Here is a 20,539-nt window from a genome sequence, read left to right on the forward strand (position 1 = left end):
AGCCCCCATCTGCAGGTTACGCCATGCTTGAGTTTGTATTAGACATCGACTTAATTCCTTTTCATTTAAGTCTGATTGCACTTGTCTTGCTCAGCCTGGCGGAAATTGTGGGGCATTATTTTAATCTCAAGCCCAGCGCGATATTCAAGCAACTGTTTCCGCAGCGGCTGCTAGACTCTCCCTTACTCAATGTCAAATTCTCCAAACTGCTAATTTTCGTGTTTCTGCTCCTGAATTTTAGTGTTGCAGGCTATTTCCTGCAGTTTGCGCTCTATTCGCAGCAGCAAAGTTTTGTTCCATCGTACTATCTGATTTTACCGGCGCTTATCATTGCCCTGTTTTTTACCGTGTTTATGATTCACTGTCTGGATCAGGTGATTAAACCGCAAAAAACCATTCAGCATGTCAATTTGCTGGGCCGACTGGCCACCATTTCTAGTGGCAATGCCCGTCCCGGTTTTTCGGCTCAGGCTCGGGTTCGGGATGAATACGGCCAGCTGCATTACGTGCAGGTCGAACCGGAATTTGGTGAATTGGAATTTCAGGCACAAGTCATTTTAATCCGGCAAAAAAAATCCTATTACATTGCCAAGAAAATTTCCGCTTCGAACAATCTGTTCTATGGTGAAACTAGCAGCTGATTTAAGCTCGCTCATCTTTCAGCCACGAGTCAGATACACATCCTTACTTTGTCCAAGATAAAGCTACAACGCCATGTATCTCGCAGCTTTCCCTTCTTCCTTGCCGTGTACGTTCGTTCTTTCCGTTTAAGCTGCTCGATTCACTTTCTCTTGGCCTCAAGATCAGCTGTTCTGTGCATTGTGACTATCTCTATGGTTGTTCGCTGTAGTTATTCACTCTGCCCTCCACGTTGAATACGAAAAAGAAATTTTCCGTGTCACTGCTTATTGCACTTTTATCGCACTTCACTGTGCATATTTGCTACAAATTGCTTCATTTTGGTGCTTGATTGTTTTCCGCGCAAATGCTTACACCTCAAGCCTTACAGCCATTTTTTAACACCTAACTATTGAATAAAAGTTAAAAATTAAAAGCTGGAATTTTTAATAAAATCGTCAAAATTTTTAAATATAACTATTTTAGTCGGAATTAAATTTTAATTCAAACTATTTTAGTCAGAATAATCATTATTATAAATACAAGCATTTTAGTCAGTTTTTTAACTGGAATACTTTTGATTAAAAATTAAAAAAACTTTTTATAAGTGATTGTATTTTATAATATAAACAATATATTTTTATTTTAACTGTGCAGACTATTTATTTTTTGTATTATTTTGTTTAATAATATAAGACACAGTTTAAAAAACAGGCTTGTTTCTATGAGCTTAGTCCCGAAAGATTTGAACCGTCGCGTAACCCGAGAAATAGCAGCCATTTTAATAATTAAGGTTGTTATTTTAATGGCGATTAAAAATATCTGGTTCGATGCCCCTACCATTCCTGAAAATTTTGACTCTCAAGTTGCTGAGCGTATTGCTAGCAATCCTTCCCAAATCAAGGAGACACGTTGATGATTTCTGAAAGCGTGGTCGATCTCTCGCGGTTCCAGTTCGCAATGACCGCGATGTATCATTTTATTTTTGTTCCACTGACACTTGGTCTTGCTTTTATTCTGGCCATTATGGAAACCACCTATGTGATTTCCGGCAAAGAAATTTATAAGGACATGACCAAATTCTGGGGAAAACTGTTCGGTATTAACTTTGCTTTAGGGGTAACTACCGGCCTGACCATGGAGTTCCAGTTCGGTACAAACTGGGCGTATTACTCGCACTACGTGGGTGATATTTTTGGTGCTCCGCTGGCCATTGAAGGCTTGATGGCTTTCTTCCTTGAATCGACCTTTATTGGTCTGTTCTTCTTCGGCTGGGATCGTCTGTCCAAGGTACAGCACTTGTGTGTAACCTGGCTGGTGGCCTTGGGCTCAAACATGTCGGCACTGTGGATTCTGGTGGCTAACGGCTGGATGCAAAACCCGGTCGGCTCTGCGTTTAACTATGAAACCATGCGTATGGAAATGATTGATTTCGGTGCGCTGATTTTCAACCCGGTGGCACAGGTTAAATTCGTCCATACCGTTTCTGCCGGTTATGTTACAGGTGCGATTTTCGTTCTGGCGATTTCGAGCTACTACCTGCTGAAAAAACGTGACCTGCCATTTGCGCGTCGTTCTTTCGCGATTGCGGCTATCTTCGGTCTGGCATCTACCCTGTCTGTAATCTTACTGGGTGATGAATCTGGTTATGAACTGGGCGATGTCCAAAAAACCAAACTGGCTGCAATTGAAGCGGAATGGGAAACTCACCCGGCACCGGCTGCATTTACTCTGTTTGGTATTCCAAATCAGGAAACCCAGACCACCGATTATGCGATTAAAATTCCGTATGTGATGGGTCTGATTGCAACACGTTCAACCACTGAAGAAGTGACCGGGATCAAAGACCTGATTGCCCAGCATGAAGTGCGTATCCGTAACGGTATGGTGGCTTATCAGCAACTTGAACAACTGCGTGCAGGTGACACCTCACCAGAACTCAAAGCGGCATTTGATGAATCTCAAAAAGACCTGGGTTATGGCCTGTTACTGAAAAAATATACACCTAACGTGGTAGATGCGACTGATGAGCAAATCAAACTTGCTGCAGCAGACACTATTCCACACGTTCCAAGCTTGTTCTGGGCCTTCCGTGCCATGGTGGCTTCTGGCTTCTTAATGCTACTCCTGTTCGTTCTGGCAACACTGGCTGTAGCAAAACGTAATGCAGAAAACAAACCTTGGTTATTAAAATTCGCCCTGATTGCCCTACCACTACCATGGATTGCTGCGCAAACTGGCTGGTATGTGGCTGAAGTAGGTCGTCAACCTTGGACTATTGGTGAAGTTCTACCAACATATCTCTCTGCATCTAGCTTAAGTACTGGCGATGTATGGGGTTCAATCATTGCATTAGCATCGTTCTATACCGTACTGCTGATCATTGAAATGTACCTGATGATTAAATTCTCTCGTCTTGGTCCAAGCTCGTTACATACCGGCAAATACCATTTCGAAAAATTGGAAGCTGCCAAAAAAGCATCTGAGGAGACTCAAGCATGATCGAATATGAATTACTCAAAATCATCTGGTGGGTACTGGTGGGCGTACTGCTCATCGGTTTCGCCCTCACCGATGGTTTCGATATGGGCTCTATGGCGATCATGCCATTCGTTGGAAAAAATGATGAAGAACGTCGTGCGGCAATCAACACGATTGCCCCACACTGGGACGGTAACCAGGTCTGGTTCATTACTGCTGGTGGTGCTCTATTTGCTGCATGGCCAATGGTGTATGCAACTGCCTTCTCGGGCATGTACTGGGCGCTGCTTTTAGTCCTGTTTGCGCTATTCCTGCGTCCGGTCGGCTTTGACTACCGCTCCAAGCTGGAAAACACTAAATGGCGTACTGCCTGGGACTGGGGTCTATGTATCGGTGGTGCAGTACCTGCGCTGGTATTTGGCGTAGCGTTCGGTAACATGTTCTTGGGTGTACCTTTTGAACTGGATGAGACTGTACGATCCAACTACACCGGCAGCTTCTTTGCCCTGCTTAACCCGTTTGCTTTGGTCTGCGGTATCGTGAGTCTGGCCATGCTGTGTGCGCATGGTGGTGCATGGTTAATGTTACGTACCGATGGTGCTTTACGCGAGCGTTCTGCTAAAGCCACCAAAATCAGCGGTATCGTGTTCCTGGTCTGCTTCCTGCTGGCAGGTGCATGGTTATACTTCGGTGGCATCCAAGGTTATACCCTGGTTACACCATATGACACCGGTAGCGCTGCAAACCCGTTAGCCAAAGAAGTGATGACCAATGCCAACCCGGGCTGGATGAACAACTACTCGGCTTACCCGATCACCATGATTGCACCAATTATGGGTATTCTTGGCGGTATCATTGTGATTCTGGCAGCCTCTAAAGGTAAAGCAGGTTTAAGCTTCACTGGTTCTGCACTGGCAGTAACAGGTGCGATTCTGACTGCAGGTTTTGCCCTGTTCCCATTCCTGATGCCATCGAGCATAGATCCTGTATCTAGCTTGACCATGTGGGATGCGGTATCTAGTCAAAATACTTTAACGGTAATGACTGTTGCAGCCTGTATTTTTGTGCCAATCATTTTGCTGTACACCACCTGGTGTTACTACAAGATGTGGGGCGTGATTACCAACAAACACATCAAAGAGAATTCGCATAGCCTGTACTAAGGCTATGCTCTAAAGGAGTAAAGATTATGTGGTATTTTGCTTGGATTCTCGGTATTTTGATGGCCTGTTTTGCAGGTGTACTGAGTGCGCTCTATATCGAGCATCATCAAGACCTGGATGAGGAATAAGTCATGACAGAGGTTGTAATGGAAACTCCAGTAATCGAAAAAAAACCGAATAAACTTGCGATGGTCATTTCTTGCTTATTGGCCTTTCCATTGGCAGCCGTGTTATTACTTCATCCAGCTGCCATGTTGGATGCCGATGGCAATTACAGCCACAGTGCCATGATGTATATAATGATTGGCATTTCCGGCGGATTTATCCATGGTGTTGGTTTTGTCCCACGTTTCTGGCTGTGGAAATGGCTGTTTAGTCCATTTGTGGCCTGGCCATTAATGATCTGGGGCTATTACACCTGGTTCTTTTCTTGATGAAACAAGCTCCCTTCGGGGAGCTTTTTAATTTCTGGGAGATCCATTCTGATACAAAATGGGATCAGCACAATTTCATCACAAGATGATTTCCCACATCCTTTAAAAAAGATCAGCCCGATCTCTTTTAAAAATTAAAATCTATTTTTATCCAACCCCGCTTTTTATTTATATCTGAATTGATGTCTATATGGATGCTTAATTTAAGGTGGTGATAAAGCAACTAATATTTAGATTCAAGCTCAATCAACTTCTGTATTTATCTCATTGATCGTGGTATTTTCTTAGGAAATTTCAAACGGATACAACCTATCGCCATAAAAAAAGCCGGACATTCAGTCCGGCTTCTTTAATCTGGGATAATTAAGGCTCAATCGGTGCAAATGGCGCCACCACATCGGCATTTTGTGCACGGTGACGTAAGAAATGATCCATCAGCACAATCGCCAGCATCGCTTCCGCAATTGGTGCAGCACGCACACCCACACATGGATCGTGACGGCCTTTGGTCAGTACATCGGTATCTTCACGATCAATAGTAATAGTTTTACCCGGTGTGGTAATAGATGCGGTTGGTTTAAGCGCAATCGCCACACGAATGGTTTGACCACTGGAAATACCCCCCAAAATACCGCCAGCATGATTGGCCAGGAAACCTTGGGTAGTCAGTTCATCACGGGTTTCATGACCGAACTGTTCCGCCACGGCAAAACCATCACCAATTTCTACGCCTTTAACGGCGTTAATCGACATCATGGCATGGGCAATATCGGCATCTAAACGGTCAAATACCGGCTCGCCCCAGCCCACAGGCACTTTTTCGGCCAGAATTTCCAGTTTGGCGCCACAGCTGGTGCCTTGTTCACGTAGTGAAGTCACCAACGCTTCAAAACGTGGCACAGCATCGGCATCGCCACAGAAAAACGGGTTATTCGGCACTTCATTCCAGTCCAGCTTTTCCGCTTTTTCTGTACCAATTTGGGTCACATGACCACGAATCAGAATCCCGAATTTTTCTGCCAGATATTTTTTGGCAATCGCACCGGCAGCTACACGCATCGCAGTTTCACGGGCACTGGAACGACCACCACCACGATAATCACGGAAACCGTACTTTTGGGTATAGGTGTAGTCGGCATGACCCGGACGGAAAGTCTGGGCAATGTTGCCATAATCCTTGGATTTCTGGTCGGTATTGCGAATCAGCAAGCCAATTGGGGTACCTGTGGTTTTACCTTCAAATACCCCAGAAATAATTTCAACCTGATCCGGCTCTTTACGCTGGGTTGCAAATTTGGAAGTCCCCGGCTTACGGCGGTCCAAATCGTGCTGTAAATCGGCTTCAGTCAGTTCCAGGCCCGGCGGTACACCATCAACAATGGCCATCAGGCCTACACCATGCGATTCACCACAAGTCGTGACACGGAAGAGTTGTCCAATACTATTACCTGCCATGTGCAACGACTCCTTTATGAATTAACAGATTGAATGAATAAATCGCGGTATTGACGGCACTGTGCTGCGGTTAGGGCAAAAATGCCTGAACCACCTTTCTGGAATTGTAGCCAGTGGAAATCGACGGTATTAAAGTTCTGTTTCATGGCCCATTCAGAGTTACCGACTTCAATCACAATCAGACCATCTTCGGTTAAATAGTCTGCGGCTTGGGCCAGCATTTTACGCACCAAGTCCAGACCATCCTGACCGGCAGCCAACGCCAGCTCTGGCTCATGACGGAATTCATCTGGCAGGTCGGCCATGTCTTCGGCATCGACATATGGTGGATTCGATACAATCAGATCATACTGATTTTCTGCTGGAATTTTAGAGAACAAATCCGACTCAAGCAGCGCCACCTGATACTGCATGTTGTGATGTTCGGTGTTAATGGCCGCAACTTCTAAAGCATCTTTAGAAATATCGGTCGCATCCACTTCTGCATCCGGGAAAGCATAAGCCAATGCAATTGCGATACAGCCTGAACCGGTACACATATCCAGAATACGACGTGGCATTTGCGGCTTTGGGTTGGCTGGCAAGTTATTATTGGCTTCACCCATCTGGCCATTTTCATCCAGACAATATGGCGCAAAACGGTTTTCGATAAGTTCAGCAATTGGCGAACGTGGAATCAGTACACGCTCATCGACATAAAACGGCTTGCCATAGAAATAGGCCAGATTGAGCAGATAAGAGGTTGGCGTGCGTTCATTAATACGACGCTCCAGCAGACTTAAAAATTCCTGCTTTTCGCTCGGCAGTAATTTGGCATCCAGAATTTCTGCATCGGCATTCCAGTCCAGCGACAGGGTTTGTAATACCAACGCGGAACTTTCAGCAAAATAATCTTCTGTACCTTGACCTAGATGTGCATCATATTGACGTAATGCTGTTACACCAAAACGGATAAAATCACGAATGGTGACTAATGTTTCAGCGGCTTCCTGCAAATGTTCAGGGCTAATAGTCGGTCGATCCACCTAAGGTCTCTCCAGAGTCAATTTTTTAAAACGCCTTATGATACCTTGTTTTGTGCGCTTTTATAATGTCTCTGTGCGTAAAAGCCGGATTTCAATCTGATAAATTGATCTCAACTTTCACGGCCTTAGCCAGATTTGGAATAAAGCCCTGAAATGGTAAGTACACGATTAACGGGCAATAAATTTGCTCTGATAATAATTGGCCTGATCAATCACCTGTGCCAGCGTACAACGCGATTGCTGCAATTTGGCAACATCACCGTTCATGCCCCGATAACATTGCTGCTTTAAACGCTGCTCCCACAGCGCATGTTGCTGGGCAATATTGGCCTGATGCATCCCACTGGCCCGATAATAGGACTTATAGCTTTTCTTTAAGCGTTTTTGCTGCTGTTTCAGCTCTTTATCGACACATTTTTGCAAGACTGATGGTTGCCCATAGGCATGATTGCTACATTGAATATACTGTTTTGAATAACTTTCCTGCGCATAGGCCGAACCCGCCAGCAGCGCCCAGGCCATTCCCCCGATGAATGCTAAACGCATCATATTCCCCTTGCTGCCAAACACAGCGATCATCTTTGTTTTAATTTATGTAAAGCATATTACTGAACTTCAAGCAAAAAACCTATAGCGATGAACAGGATAGAATTTCCAGATCTTCACAATTTCCTGCCATTTTGCGATTGAATCTGCAAAAATAGACCTTATATTGACTATGAGACTCCCGTGAACCTGTTGATATGAGTTACAAACACAATAACCTGCTGGCCATGCGTCAAAACTACTGGAATGACAACGATTCACCGCGTGTCTTGCAGGAAAAACAGTTTTTACAGCAGATGCTGGTGGAACGCGGCATTTTTCAGGATGCGACTTTGGATGATGCCAAATATCTGTTCTTTAACCTGCCCAGCATTATTATTGTCAAAGGCTATGCGCATGGTTTTCTGCATGAATCGGTACAAAGCCTGATTTTAAAATACATTGATGAAAACAAGCAGATGCTGCAACAAAAAAGTACCCTCAAGATTAAATTCCGGATGTGAGTGAGCGAAATTGCATCTTTATAGATTTTGCTTAGGCTATTTCATAGAGAATGCAAAACTTAACTCGACATTCAGCAACTTGAACTTTTTTAATACGTTAAGACCCGTTAATATTCGTTAAACTATGACCTTTCTGCGAATTGCTGATTGAAGGATTAAATTTACATGTCAGATCAGAACGATAAGCTTAAACAATTGAAAACTTCCTCTATGGATCGACGCTTATCGATCGCGAAGGCATCGTTGCTGGCCGGGACACGTTGGGCCGCCTCCAGTGCCGGTTCAATCTTTTCCAGTGAAGAAGAAAAAGAAAAGAAACGCAAAAAAGCCATGAAAGAACAGGCCGATTATCTGGTCGCAGAAATTGGCAAACTGAAAGGCTCTATCGTTAAAATTGGCCAGATGATGGCGCTTTACGGCGAACATTTCCTGCCTGAAGAAATCACCCAAGCCCTGAATACCCTGAATAACCAGACTGTTGCCCTGGCCTGGCCTGCGATTAAAACCCAGTTACAGGACCAGTTAGGTTCCAAACTTAATGATCTCACCATTGACCATGAGCCTTTAGGTACCGCCTCTTTAGCTCAGGTACACCGCGCCACCCGTAAATCTGATGGTATGGAACTGGTATTAAAAATCCAGTATCCGGGTGTGGCCGATGCCATTGATTCGGATATGAGTCTGTTTAAAAACATGCTGAAACTGACCCGCATGGTGCCGCAAACCCGCGAATTTGATCAGTGGTTTGATGAAGTCCGCGAAATGATGCACCGCGAGGTCAATTATCGGATTGAGGCAGCCACCACACGCCGTTTTGCCGAGCGTTTAAAGCAGGACCCGCGCTATATCGTTCCAACCATTATTGAAGATTACTGTACCGATCAGGTGCTGTGCATGACCTTTGAACGTGGCGTACCAATCAACAGTCCGGTGATGCTGTCTTTACCACAAGAACGTCGTAACCTGCTTGGTGAAGCCTCTTTAGAAGTGGCAGTGCGGGAAATTTTTGAATGGGGCGAAATGCAGACCGACCCAAACTTCGGTAACTATCTAGTACGTCTGGGCAATGGCGCAGATGTACAGGATAAAATTGTGCTGCTGGATTTCGGTGCCATTCGCCAGTTTGATGACAACCTGCTCTCGGTCGCACGTAACCTGATTCAGGCCGGCTATCAGCATGACGCGGAGATGATGGTGAAAGCCATGACCGGTTATGAGTTTTTTGACTCCATTCCGCAAAGCATTAAGCCGGATATGGCCAAAGTCTTTTTACTGGCCACCGAAGCCTTTAGCAGTCCTGAAAACAACCCGGATTTACCAGCCGGTGTGATGGATGATCAGCATCGTTATGACTGGAAAAAAAGCCAGCTGCATAGCCGGGTGATGCAACAGGCCTCTAAATCCATGGCTTCACGTTATTTCAGTGTTCCGCCGAAAGAGTTTATGTTTATTAGCCGTAAATTTATTGGGGCTTATACCTTTATGACCGTGATTGATGCCAAAACCAATGTGCGCGACATGATCAAAAAATTCCAGTAAAGCCACACCCGACCCGAATGCAGCTAATGTCATTCGGGTCAATCCTCTCCCTTCCCCGCTCTTTCCAAAAATTAAAAATATAAACAGAAGCAACTATTTAGATTCCTGTTTCATCTTGCAACAACCGTTTATCTTTGACAATTGAGTATGTCAGTTCTGACATGGTTTTTTAAACAGCCGCGTGTCAGCATAAAAATAATCACCCGCATGATGGAACAACAACAATGACCAATATGGTAAACAAGGCCCAAGGATTTGGACTGTCGCTGCTCACTCGGCTTGCCAGCAGCGAGGTTTTAGACCAGCTCAAACTGCGTAAATTTGTAGAAAAATCTTTATATCAGGGGGCCAAAGCCGGCTTTAAAACCTTAAGCGTGACCCAGAAAGCTTTTCAAAAGCACGATGAGGTACCCAGACAGCGTTTACCCCATCAGCAAAAATCCCTGTTTGATTTAAGCCTGAGCGAAGAACAGCAAATGACGGTAGATACCATGCAGCAGTTTGCCACAGAGGTGCTTTATCCACTGGCGCATCAGGCGGATCATCTGGAACAGTTTCCCGAAGTGTTATGGCGACACAGTCAGGATTTGGGCCTGAATGATTATGTACTGCCGGAGGCTTTGGGTGGCGTGGCCAGCGAGCAGAATATTGTCACTAATATTCTGATGGCCGAGCATTTGGCCCGGGGTGATTTCAGCCTGACCGCAGGTTTATTGTCGACCTTTGGGGTAATCAATGCCCTGACCCGCTGGGGTTCTGAAAGCATCCAGTCACGTTATCTGACCAGTTTTGCAGAAGATTCGGAACTGCGCGCCAGCTTTGCCGTGCAGGAAGCTACACCGGCTTTTGATCCGCTGCGTTTAAATACACAAGCCACTTTTAGCCAGGGCCAGTACTGGATTCAGGGTGAAAAAACTCTGGTAATGCTGGGTGAAACGGCGGACTTGTATCTGGTAAGTGCTGAATTCAATGGCCAGCCAGAAGTATTTGTGGTGAAACGCGACAGCAGCATTCGTGCACAAAAAAGCCCGGCAATGGGGCTGAAGGCCACAGAAACAGTCACCCTCAGTTTTCAGCATACCCCAGCCGAACGTCTGGGCGATGATGATTTTGACTATAGTGCTTTTATTGATTTGGGTAATTTAGTCTGGTGTGCCATGGCGGTTGGGTGCTGCGAAGCCGTGAAAGCCTATTGTATTGACTATGCCAACCAGCGCACGGCCTTTGGCGAGCCCATCTCACATCGTCAAAGTGTGGCTTTTATGATTGCCGATATGGCGATTGAAATTGATGCGATGCGCATGCTAGTGCTGAATGCTGCCAGTCTGGCCGAAGCTGGACAGGACTTTCATCGGGAAGCCTATCTGGCACGCTTGTTATGTGCAGAAAAATCCATGCAAATTGGCACAAATGGCGTGCAGATTCTGGGCGGTCACGGCTTTACCAAAGAACATCCGGTCGAGCGCTGGTATCGTGATCTGCGCGCGACCGCGATTGTCCAGTCTGGCCTGCATGCCTAAATAACCATAAAAATAAGGAACAGCCCATGAATTTACAGAACCCGAAAAAATTTAAACTGCTGATAGATCAGGCACATGAGGTTGCCCTGAATGTCCTGCGTCCAATTTCACGTAAATATGATAAGGCGGAACATGCCTACCCGAAAGAACTGGATATGCTAGCCTCAGTGGTCGATGGCATGAATGCAGGTGGCGATGGCATGAACGCCGGCGCTGCGGTGAATAAACGTGGCGATACCGCCAGTGGCAATAAAAATGGCGTCAATATGTCCACCGCTTTAAGTATTGTCGAAATGTGTTATGGCGATACCGGCCTGCTGCTGAGTATGCCGCGTCAGGGTCTGGGGAACTCCGCCATTGCTGCGGTGGCCAATGACGAGCAGTTACAGCGTTTTCACGGCACCTGGGCCGCCATGGCCATTACCGAACCCGGCTGCGGCTCCGATTCAGCGGCAATTCGCACCACAGCGGTCGCAGATGGCGATGATTATATCCTGAATGGCGAGAAAATCTTTGTGACCTCGGGTGAACGCGCCGATGCCGTGGTGGTCTGGGCCACGCTGGATAAAAAGCTCGGCCGTGCTGCCATCAAGTCTTTTGTGGTGCCGAAAGGCACGCCCGGCATGACCGTAGAGCGATTGGAGCATAAACTCGGGATTAAAGCCTCCGATACTGCAGCCATCAGCTTTGTCGATTGCCGGGTGCCAGCCAGCAACCTGCTTGGCAATGCCGAGATTGATGTCTCCAAAGGCTTTGCCGGGGTGATGGAAACCTTTGACAACACCCGTCCTTTGGTCGCGGCCATGGCCATTGGCTGTGCCAAAGCATCCCTGGAACGGATCAAGCAGATTTTTAAACACGAGCTGGATGAGCATTATCAGACCACCTATTTACACAGCTCCCAGATAGCCGCGCAGATTTATCGCATGGAAGCCGAATGGGAAGCAGCGCGTTTATTAATGCTTAAAGCTGCCTGGATGGCCGATAACAAGCAGCCTAATTCCAAAGAAGCCTCAATTGCCAAAGCCAAAGCTGGCCGTGTCGGGAATGAAATTACCCTGAAGTGTGTAGAACTGGCCGCCGCTGTGGGCTATAACGAAGATGAACTGCTGGAAAAATGGGCACGCGATTCCAAAATCCTGGATATTTTTGAAGGCACCCAGCAAATTCAGCAACTGATTATTGCCCGGCGTGAACTGGGTAAAAACTCCAGTGAACTTAAATAAGATACCGAATACAGCATCAAGCGACATTTAAAGTCCAACAAATGTGCCTCAAATCTGCTCAAGAGATGAATATTTAGTGATAAAATTCATCTCTTTATCTTTTAGCACTGCGCTTATGTATTTTTTACGCCCGATTCAAGCCCAAGACAATCCTGCACTGGCCCGTATTATTCGTGAGGTTTCCAAAGAATTTGGACTGGCGCCAGAATCCGGTTTTGCCGTGGCCGATGCTGCGGTCGATAATTTATATGCGGCGTATTCACAGCCACACGCACAGTATTGGGTCGTTACCAATGATCAGGGCGATATTTTTGGTGGTGGCGGAGCTGCGCCTTTACAGGGCGATGCAAGCCGCCTAGAAATCCAGAAAATGTATTTTCTGCCGAAGGTACGCGGCTACGGGTTTGCCAAACAGATTCTGGAACACGCTTTTGACTTTGCCCAACAGGCTGGTTTTCAGTCCTGCTATCTGGAAACCACAGCATCACTGTGGCAGGCAGTAAAACTCTATGAAAAGCTGGGGTTTGTACATTTATCTGCCCCACAAGGCCAGACCGGTCATAGTCATGCCTGTGAAATCTGGATGGAAAAGAGCTTTAAATGCAGATAAATCTGCATAACATCAACCGCCTGAGTACAAAAAAGCCCTACTCACCATAGGGCCGATTAAAACAGTCGAATGGATTTTTATACAATTAATCTGCCTTCAGGCCGAACTTTTTAAACAGGCTTAAACGGCGTTTCGGCTGGATATTGGCTTTGTTTAAATCACCTTTGTAATGCTTGAACACGCGCTTATCCATCATTTTAAACCACAGCGGTGGAATCAGCGCCGGCAGCAACATACTGGCATAACCGCTTGGCAATTCAGGCGCTTCATCAAAGTGTCGCAAGGCCTGAAATGGACGGGTCGGATAGGCATGATGATCAGAATGACGCTGTAACTGATATAAAAACAGATTGGTGACAATATTATTGTTGTTCCAGCTATGTTCCGGCTGGGTACGCTCATATTTGCCCTGCGCATCTTTTTGTCGCAGCAAGCCATAATGCTCAATATAATTGACCAGTTCAAACAGGCTGATGGCATAAAAGGCCTGCGTGCTTAAATACGGCACAATGCCTTTCCCAAAGCTCGCCAGCATTCCGGCATGAAACAGCGCACTCATGCCCCAGCCTTGTAGCAATTCATTGTCTTTTGACCAGAAATTCTTGCCTTTGCGTTTTAAACGCTGGGTTTCAATTTCAATTGCCGATTTAAACGAGCCTTTCACCGTGCGTGGCCAGAATTCATAAAAGGTTTCTCCCATACGGGAAGACGCCGGATCTTCTGGAGTTGCAGCGCGTTTATGATGCCCATACGGATGTTCAATCCGGAAATGGTTATAACCCGATGGTACCAGTGCCAGATGCGACAGATAATGCTCCAGTTTGGAGGATTTATGACTCAGTTCATGCGCAGTATTAATCGCCACCCCATTAACCAGTCCCATCGACGCGCCCAGAAAAATTTTATCCAGCAGTGAAGTCTCTTTACGCGATACCAGATAGGCCGCATAAATATTGGCGATATACTGCAAGGGAATAAAACTTTTTACCAAACGGGAATAATACGGGTCCTGCTCCAAGAGCTTGACTTCTTCCGGGCTTGGATTGTGCTCGTCTTTACCGACCAGGGTATCAATGCTGGGAATAATCACATGAATTAACAGTGGTCCACCTAGAGCAAATACAGTTTTAAATGGTTTCGGTGCAAACTGGTAACCGGCCAGAATCCCTATGCCTAAAACCGGTAAAAATGGGCTAATCAGCCATAAATAACGTTTTTTATCTAAAGCCAGACCGGATTTTTCAAGTAAAAATTGCTGTTGTTGTTCTGTGAGCTGTAGCGGAGCATTCATTGCCTGCACTTCCATCCTGCTTAACTTATCTATATATTTCAGCAAACAAGCCACAGAGAACAGTTGCAAACGTCCAAAAAAGCTATGTAAACGTCTTTGGCCCACATTGCCTGAAATTGGCCTTTCATCACACGATAAATTCAGGCTTAATGACCAAATAGCTAGGCTCAAATAAGAAGATATCAACCCGATATGGATGCTTTAAGTAAAATTTTTGATGATATTCATCTCAACAAATCTGAATTTATCTATTTGAATCCACAGGGAAACTGGGCATTTCAATATCAGGATCACAGCGCCATTATTGCCTATGTGGTACTAAGTGGTGAATTATATCTGGAATTATCGACCCAGCGTCAGGTCTATGCGCAGGCCGGTGATATTGTGCTGATTCCTTCCGGCGGTAGCCATGTTGGCAAAAGTAGCACGCAACTGGAGTGGCTAGATGCCCTGGATATTAGTGACCTGTTTCAGCAGAAACGCCAGCAGACCATCGAGTTTGGTGAAGCATCCGGTGAAAAATCATTTATTTTAGCCATGCACGGCACAATGGACAGCATTATGGCCAAGCCGCTGTTAAATGCCTTGCCGGACTATATGCATATTCATCATATTATGAGCAGCACTGCGCCGGAATGGTTGCAAATTGGCTTACAGTTTCTGGCAGTAGAAAGCCATCAGATCCGGCCCGGCCGCGATAAAATTCTTGATCATCTGATCAGTATTTTATTTATTGAATGTGTGCGTGATTATATTGCCCAGCTGAGTGATTCTAATAACTGGCTCAGTGCCCTGACCCATCCGGAACTGTCCAATGCTTTAACCGCCATTCATGGACAACCGGAAAAAAGCTGGACCGTCGAAACCCTGGCCGAACAATGCTGCATGTCGCGCTCAAAATTTGCCAATCTGTTTGCCCAGATTGTTGGTGAATCGCCACTGGCCTATTTACAGCAACATCGCTTAAGACTGGCGGCTCAATATTTACGTCATGGCCAGCTCTCAATCCAGCAAATTGCCTATAAAGTTGGCTATTCTTCTGAAACCGCCTTTAGCCAGACTTTTAAAAAACAGTTTGCCCTGACCCCAAGCCAGTACCGGCAGCAGTTTCAGCAGGCTCTTATAAAATAGCCAGAATCGCCGCTACCGGGTCTTCACAATTGCCGGATAGCAGCTGTTTATGCATGGTACGATGCTGCATCACCTGAATTTGTGCAGCTTCAATATGCATCAGCTTTTCAATTTCATGCGCCAGACGCTCTGGTGTAGCCTCTTCTTGAATCAGCTCTTCAATCACTTTTTTGCCGGCAATAATATTCGGTAGCGAGTAATACGGAATTTTAACCAGCAGTTTGGCAATCCAGTAGGTAATCCGGTTGAGCTTATAAAAAGTCACCATTGGACGATGCAATAACATCGCTTCCAACGTTGCAGTACCTGAAGCCAGCGCAACAATATCCGCTGCATTCATGACCTGACGGCCAATTTTTGATTCTGTATCGGTATTTTCCAGCAGACTAACCCGTGATCTCAGATCAGCAGCACAATGCTGTAATAAACTTTCAATCTGCTGTTTACGCGCATCGTTAATGGCGGGAATTAAGAAGTGATAGTTTGGATATTTCGCAGCCAGAATTTCAGCGGCTGCCAGAACCAATGGCCCTAAACGCTCAATTTCACCACGACGACTACCGGGCAATAAGGCAATATGCTTTTGCGAAGCTTCCAGCCCCAGTTCCAGTTTGGCATCGGCCAGATTATTATCGACAGGCAACTGACTCGCTAATGGATGCCCGACAAAGGCAGCCGGAACCTGCCATTTTTGATAAAAGGCTTTTTCAAATGGAAATAAACACAGCACCAGATCAATATTGGCTTTAATGCCGTGGACACGGCCCTGACGCCATGCCCAGACCGAAGGACTGACATACTGCACGGTTTTAATGCTTGGACTTTTCTGCTTCAGGCTTTTCGATAAACGCAGGTTAAAATCCGGCGCATCAATCCCAATAAAAACATCGACCGGCTCCTTGCTCCACTGTTCAACCAGTCCATCACGCACGGCAAACAGCTTTTTAATGTCTTTTAAGACTTCAACAATGCCCATGACCGACAAAATATCCATCGGATAATAGCTTTTAAAGCCTTCAGCAATCATTTGCGGGCCGCCAATACCTTCAAATTCAGCCTCAATGCCTTGCTCACGAAAACGGCGGATCAGTCTGGCACCCAAGGTATCCCCAGAAACTTCTCCCACCACAATGCCTATTTTCAGTTTTCGTTTTTGCAAGACCTTGCTCCTTCAATTGCTGCGTGGAATTTTAACATATTCTGCTTGAAGTGACTGTAACGACTGTTTGTCCTGAGCTGAGAAAAAATTCAGGTTTTTCTATATTTTAACTGCTTTGTTTTTATACAGCATGACTATCAGGTTTGATTTATGATGCTGTGCTGGGCCCATTCATTTATCACGCTTTCACCGCTTTATCTCACTCTATTCCACCTGACTTGCAGTTTCATGACCATTAACTGCTTTTTATCATGCTGAAAGATTGATCAAATAAAATCCAAAACCCAACACATGTCATCCCTATGTAATGACACTGAATACACAAATAATAATTTTAAAGTGAAATTTCCTGCTATTTTTAATCTTTTTATCTTTCCATTTTGCTGCGCTGTCATCACAAAATCCGTCTATTCGGCCCTGCACATCCTGATCTTTTTACTAAAAAATCCCCTTTTTTTCAGCTTTAAATCCAGCAGATTTCAGATAGATCTACTCCACGCTGTTTCACTATAAATGTTGATCTTTTTCTCATCTTTAGCATTTTTTAGAATAAGCAAATCATTAATCATGCCAACGACTTATATCCGAAAGTCATAAGATAAGCACGTTTTTTGATGTATGGCATATCCCCATGTTTGGTGCAGTTGAGTTTATTTTGGCAGGTGTTTTGGTTGGCTTCTGTGTAGGTGTGACCGGTGTAGGCGGTGGTTCGTTAATGACCCCGATTTTAATCAGCCTGTTTAAGATTGAACCGCACATTGCCATTGGTACCGATCTGCTCTATGCCGCAATTTCCAAATTCTGTGGTTCACTAGTCCATGCCAAAAAAATGAATATCGTCTGGCCAATTGTGATCTGGCTGTCTGTCGGCAGTATCCCGGCGTCTTTTGCAACGCATTGGGTACTCGACAACTATTTAAGCCAGTCCACGCATTATAAAGCTGTGCTGACCATGGTCTTGGGCTTTATGCTGACCCTAACCGGCATATCTATTATTTTCCGCAGCCAGATTGAAAAATTTTTCAACAAATATCGCAAACACGAATTGCCAGATATGACTCAAGACCTGGAAAAGGTCGACCTGAAGGCCACCAACAAGCGCGCGATGATTGTGGTGATGGGAATTGTCCTGGGTGTGTTCGTCACCCTATCTTCGGTGGGTGCAGGTGCCTTCGGCATTATGGCGCTGGTGCTAATGTTCCCGAACTTGCCAATGATCCGCATTATCGGCTCCGATGTGGTCCACGCAGTCTTATTGACCTTTGTCGCCGGTATGGGTCACATGACCTCGGGCAATGTCGATTTTGAACTGCTGATGTGGTTACTGGTCGGTTCTATTCCGGCAATTGTGGTCGGTACTTTAGTCAGCTCACGCCTGCCTGAAAAAATTATCCGTAAAGTGCTGGGCATTACCCTGTTCGCACTTGGGGTGAACTTTATGCTGAACCCGGTCAAATCCAAACCGGCACAACCAGTTGAAGCGGCGATGGTGGTGAGCGCTGAAAAAACATCGCCAGTTTAATTTATCTCTGCGATTCATCACTTTTTTTTCAGTAATCTATTGATCTTTTTTATAACAATAGGCTGCTATATTCGTGTTATATTCAGGCTATTAAACAATCTTGTATACGATTAAACCAGTGACGGCAATGAACACTTTACAGTCTAACCCTATTACACCTTCAGATATCGATGATGTGAATATTAAAAGCATCCAGCCACTTGTGACCCCTGCTGAACTCAAAGCAGAACTTCCACTGACTGACTCTGCTTATCACACCGTACTGAAAGGTCGTGAAACCATCCGCAATATTCTTGATGGTAAAGACAAACGTCTGTTTGTGGTCATTGGGCCTTGCTCGATTCATGATCCTGTGGCAGCACATGATTATGCAGACCGCCTGAAAGTGCTGAGCGAAAAAGTAAAAGATACCTTATACATCGTAATGCGGGTGTACTTTGAAAAACCGCGTACGACCGTGGGCTGGAAAGGTCTGATTAACGACCCGGACATGAATGACTCTTTCAATATTGAAAAAGGTCTGCGTATTGGCCGTAAACTGCTGCTGGAACTGAATGAAAAAGGTCTGCCTTGTGCCACTGAAGCACTGGACCCGAACTCTCCACAGTATTATCAGGATCTGATTTCCTGGTCAGCGATTGGTGCGCGTACCACAGAAAGTCAGACTCACCGTGAAATGTCTTCTGGCCTGTCTTCACCGGTTGGCTTTAAAAATGGTACCGATGGCGGCTTAACTGTTGCGACCAACGCAATGCAGTCTGTAAAACATGGTCACAGCTTCCTGGGGCTGAACGAACATGGTCAGGTGTCGGTAATTCGTACCAGCGGTAACAACTATGCGCACGTGGTATTGCGTGGTGGTAATGGCAAGCCAAACTATGATGCCGGTTCAGTCGCCGATGCAGAAGCAGCGCTAATTAAAGCCAAAGTCAGCACCAAAATCATGATTGACACCAGTCATGCCAACTCCAACAAAGACCCGTACCTGCAACCACTGGTCTTAAAAAACATCACCGAACAGATTTTAGATGGCAATAAATCAATTGTCGGGATTATGGTCGAAAGTCATTTAAAAGGCGGTCGTCAAGATATTCCTGCAAATCTTTGCGATTTGGAGTATGGTAAGTCTGTTACCGATGGATGCATCGACTGGGAAACCACTGAAAAATCCCTGCTTGAGATGCATGAAGCATTGAAAGAGGTTTTAGCCAGCCGCTAAAACTGACTCAAAAACGCCATCGTCAAGATGGCGTTTCCATTTCAGTTGCAGGAAATTTTATCTGATGAATGAAATTGAAACCGCTTTAAGCCAAATTGATCACTTTCAGTTTGTGCATGAACACCTGTACACATCCGGCCAGCCGAATGCGGAACAGTTACGTCAGATTAAAGAATATGGCATTACCACTGTGGTTAATGTCGCACTGAGTGATGCCGAGCAGCATCTAGCCAATGAAGATAAAATCTGTCTGGAACTGGGCCTGAACTATGTACAATTACCGATTTCTTGGGAAACTCCATCTGACGCCCAATGTCTGCTGGTTTTAGACCTGATTGATCATCTGGTGCAGGATCAGATGGTGTGGTTGCATTGCGGTACCAATCAGCATGTCAGCAGCCTGATGTATTTATATCGTCAGTATTATATGAATATGGACATGCCTACCGCGCAGGAAATGTTGCACCAGATCTGGGAGCCGAATGAAACCTGGACCGGTCTGATTCACGCTGTTGCCTTACAACTTCAGGGCCGTAAAGCAACCCAGGAACTGCAAATTTCCTTAATGAAAACCGATCACTTTGCGTGATAAATTAACACCGTAGCTGTAGCCAGAATTCCTTCCTGACGGCCGGTAAAGCCTAATTTTTCCGTGGTGGTGGCTTTAATGCTGATTTGAGTCACATCCACATCCAGCACATCGGCAATACTCTGGCGCATTTCCAGATTGTGCTTGGCCAGTTTCGGGCGTTCACAGGCCACGGTAATGTCGGCATTATTCAATAGATAACCGCGGTCTAAAATCAGCTGATAAACATGCTTCAGCAACACCCGGCTGTCAGCGCCCTTAAATTCAGGATCGGTGTCGGGAAAATGCTGTCCAATATCGCCCAGTGCCAATGCACCCAATAAGGCATCGCATAGCGCATGTAAAATCACATCCCCATCTGAGTGGGCTTTCAGAGCATGGGTATGTGGAATTTTAACCCCAGCCAATGTCACAAAATCGCCTTCTTCAAAGGCATGTACGTCTATTCCCTGCCCAATTCGTATTTGTGCAACCATATTCAACTCCTTCAGAAATAAACGATTGAAAT

Annotated in this window: 21 protein-coding genes; 15 read left to right on the forward strand and 6 right to left on the reverse strand. The window is 45.5% G+C overall.

Features of this window, described 5'->3' with window-relative positions; translation table 11 throughout:
- The first annotated feature begins 23 nt into the window (after window positions 1–23).
- From FTU67_RS06110 to FTU67_RS06135, 6 genes are all read left to right on the forward strand, one after another.
- The gene (locus tag FTU67_RS06110) at window positions 24–641 is read left to right on the forward strand and encodes an OB-fold-containig protein (RefSeq protein ID WP_016658183.1); all 618 of its coding nucleotides are present in this window, start codon (window positions 24–26) and stop codon (window positions 639–641) included.
- Between the two features lie 701 nt (window positions 642–1,342).
- A complete protein-coding gene (cydP, locus tag FTU67_RS06115) occupies window positions 1,343–1,534 on the forward strand; it encodes a cytochrome oxidase putative small subunit CydP (protein WP_005177663.1) in 192 nt (63 codons plus the stop codon).
- A complete protein-coding gene (locus FTU67_RS06120; RefSeq protein WP_005177660.1) occupies window positions 1,534–3,120 on the forward strand; it encodes a cytochrome ubiquinol oxidase subunit I in 1,587 nt (528 codons plus the stop codon). Before cydP ends, FTU67_RS06120 begins: the two co-directional genes overlap by 1 nt.
- Window positions 3,117–4,262 (forward strand): cytochrome d ubiquinol oxidase subunit II, encoded by a 1,146-nt coding sequence (gene cydB / locus FTU67_RS06125; RefSeq protein ID WP_005177659.1) that lies wholly within the window; start codon window positions 3,117–3,119, stop codon window positions 4,260–4,262. Before FTU67_RS06120 ends, cydB begins: the two co-directional genes overlap by 4 nt.
- Before the next feature lie 26 nt (window positions 4,263–4,288).
- Window positions 4,289–4,390: a cytochrome bd-I oxidase subunit CydX gene (gene cydX / locus FTU67_RS06130; protein ID WP_002120988.1), complete on the forward strand. Its 102-nt coding sequence runs from the start codon at window positions 4,289–4,291 to the stop codon at window positions 4,388–4,390.
- A 3-nt stretch (window positions 4,391–4,393) separates the two neighbouring features.
- Entirely contained in the window at window positions 4,394–4,696 is a 303-nt protein-coding gene (locus tag FTU67_RS06135) for a cyd operon YbgE family protein (RefSeq protein WP_005177656.1), read from the forward strand.
- A 363-nt stretch (window positions 4,697–5,059) separates the two neighbouring features.
- Here the strand turns inward: FTU67_RS06135 and aroC are convergent, their stop codons facing one another.
- The 3 genes from aroC to FTU67_RS06150 all read right to left on the reverse strand — a co-directional run bounded on the left by aroC (window position 5,060) and on the right by FTU67_RS06150 (window position 7,722).
- A complete protein-coding gene (gene aroC, locus FTU67_RS06140; RefSeq protein ID WP_016658184.1) occupies window positions 5,060–6,151 on the reverse strand; it encodes a chorismate synthase in 1,092 nt (363 codons plus the stop codon).
- 14 nt (window positions 6,152–6,165) lie between these two features.
- Window positions 6,166–7,176, reverse strand: a complete 1,011-nt coding sequence (gene prmB / locus FTU67_RS06145; RefSeq protein ID WP_180061545.1) for a 50S ribosomal protein L3 N(5)-glutamine methyltransferase — start codon at window positions 7,174–7,176, stop codon at window positions 6,166–6,168.
- Between the two features lie 168 nt (window positions 7,177–7,344).
- A complete protein-coding gene (locus FTU67_RS06150; protein WP_257221844.1) occupies window positions 7,345–7,722 on the reverse strand; it encodes a lysozyme inhibitor LprI family protein in 378 nt (125 codons plus the stop codon).
- 197 nt (window positions 7,723–7,919) lie between these two features.
- Between FTU67_RS06150 and FTU67_RS06155 the strand changes: the two genes are divergently transcribed.
- From FTU67_RS06155 to FTU67_RS06175, 5 genes are all read left to right on the forward strand, one after another.
- Window positions 7,920–8,225 carry a hypothetical protein gene (locus FTU67_RS06155; protein ID WP_005177647.1) on the forward strand — a complete coding sequence of 102 codons (306 nt, stop codon included), beginning with the start codon at window positions 7,920–7,922 and terminating at the stop codon, window positions 8,223–8,225.
- Window positions 8,226–8,390: 165 nt separating this feature from the next.
- The gene (locus FTU67_RS06160; protein ID WP_005177645.1) at window positions 8,391–9,764 is read left to right on the forward strand and encodes an AarF/ABC1/UbiB kinase family protein; all 1,374 of its coding nucleotides are present in this window, start codon (window positions 8,391–8,393) and stop codon (window positions 9,762–9,764) included.
- A 224-nt stretch (window positions 9,765–9,988) separates the two neighbouring features.
- Window positions 9,989–11,284, forward strand: coding sequence for an acyl-CoA dehydrogenase family protein (locus FTU67_RS06165; RefSeq protein WP_180061547.1), 1,296 nt, complete (start codon window positions 9,989–9,991; stop codon window positions 11,282–11,284).
- Window positions 11,285–11,310: 26 nt separating this feature from the next.
- A complete protein-coding gene (locus tag FTU67_RS06170) occupies window positions 11,311–12,510 on the forward strand; it encodes an acyl-CoA dehydrogenase family protein (RefSeq protein ID WP_168406309.1) in 1,200 nt (399 codons plus the stop codon).
- A 115-nt stretch (window positions 12,511–12,625) separates the two neighbouring features.
- Window positions 12,626–13,120: a GNAT family N-acetyltransferase gene (locus FTU67_RS06175; RefSeq protein WP_104498771.1), complete on the forward strand. Its 495-nt coding sequence runs from the start codon at window positions 12,626–12,628 to the stop codon at window positions 13,118–13,120.
- 85 nt (window positions 13,121–13,205) lie between these two features.
- Here the strand turns inward: FTU67_RS06175 and FTU67_RS06180 are convergent, their stop codons facing one another.
- A complete protein-coding gene (locus FTU67_RS06180) occupies window positions 13,206–14,411 on the reverse strand; it encodes an alkane 1-monooxygenase (protein ID WP_016658190.1) in 1,206 nt (401 codons plus the stop codon).
- Between the two features lie 192 nt (window positions 14,412–14,603).
- On the opposite strand from FTU67_RS06180, the gene FTU67_RS06185 reads away from it, so the two are divergent.
- On the forward strand, window positions 14,604–15,542 hold the full coding sequence (locus tag FTU67_RS06185) for an AraC family transcriptional regulator (RefSeq protein WP_180061548.1): 939 nt from the start codon (window positions 14,604–14,606) through the stop codon (window positions 15,540–15,542).
- Here FTU67_RS06185 and lpxB read toward each other — a convergent pair.
- Window positions 15,532–16,701 (reverse strand): lipid-A-disaccharide synthase, encoded by a 1,170-nt coding sequence (lpxB, locus tag FTU67_RS06190; RefSeq protein WP_045795717.1) that lies wholly within the window; start codon window positions 16,699–16,701, stop codon window positions 15,532–15,534. The two genes, FTU67_RS06185 and lpxB, sit on opposite strands and share 11 nt — an antisense overlap.
- A gap of 631 nt (window positions 16,702–17,332) precedes the next feature.
- Between lpxB and FTU67_RS06195 the strand changes: the two genes are divergently transcribed.
- The 3 genes from FTU67_RS06195 to FTU67_RS06205 all read left to right on the forward strand — a co-directional run bounded on the left by FTU67_RS06195 (window position 17,333) and on the right by FTU67_RS06205 (window position 20,031).
- Window positions 17,333–18,223 carry a sulfite exporter TauE/SafE family protein gene (locus FTU67_RS06195; protein WP_016658193.1) on the forward strand — a complete coding sequence of 297 codons (891 nt, stop codon included), beginning with the start codon at window positions 17,333–17,335 and terminating at the stop codon, window positions 18,221–18,223.
- Between the two features lie 127 nt (window positions 18,224–18,350).
- Complete coding sequence (locus FTU67_RS06200; RefSeq protein ID WP_005177632.1) at window positions 18,351–19,442, forward strand: 3-deoxy-7-phosphoheptulonate synthase; 1,092 nt, start codon at window positions 18,351–18,353, stop codon at window positions 19,440–19,442.
- 64 nt (window positions 19,443–19,506) lie between these two features.
- The gene (locus FTU67_RS06205) at window positions 19,507–20,031 is read left to right on the forward strand and encodes a protein tyrosine phosphatase family protein (protein ID WP_016658194.1); all 525 of its coding nucleotides are present in this window, start codon (window positions 19,507–19,509) and stop codon (window positions 20,029–20,031) included.
- On the opposite strand, the gene ispF is transcribed toward FTU67_RS06205, so the two are convergent.
- Complete coding sequence (ispF, locus tag FTU67_RS06210) at window positions 20,019–20,507, reverse strand: 2-C-methyl-D-erythritol 2,4-cyclodiphosphate synthase (protein ID WP_180061549.1); 489 nt, start codon at window positions 20,505–20,507, stop codon at window positions 20,019–20,021. The two genes, FTU67_RS06205 and ispF, sit on opposite strands and share 13 nt — an antisense overlap.
- Window positions 20,508–20,539: the final 32 nt, after the last annotated feature.

The sequence above is a fragment of the Acinetobacter sp. YH12132 genome (assembly GCF_013418645.1).
GTDB lineage: Bacteria > Pseudomonadota > Gammaproteobacteria > Pseudomonadales > Moraxellaceae > Acinetobacter > Acinetobacter indicus.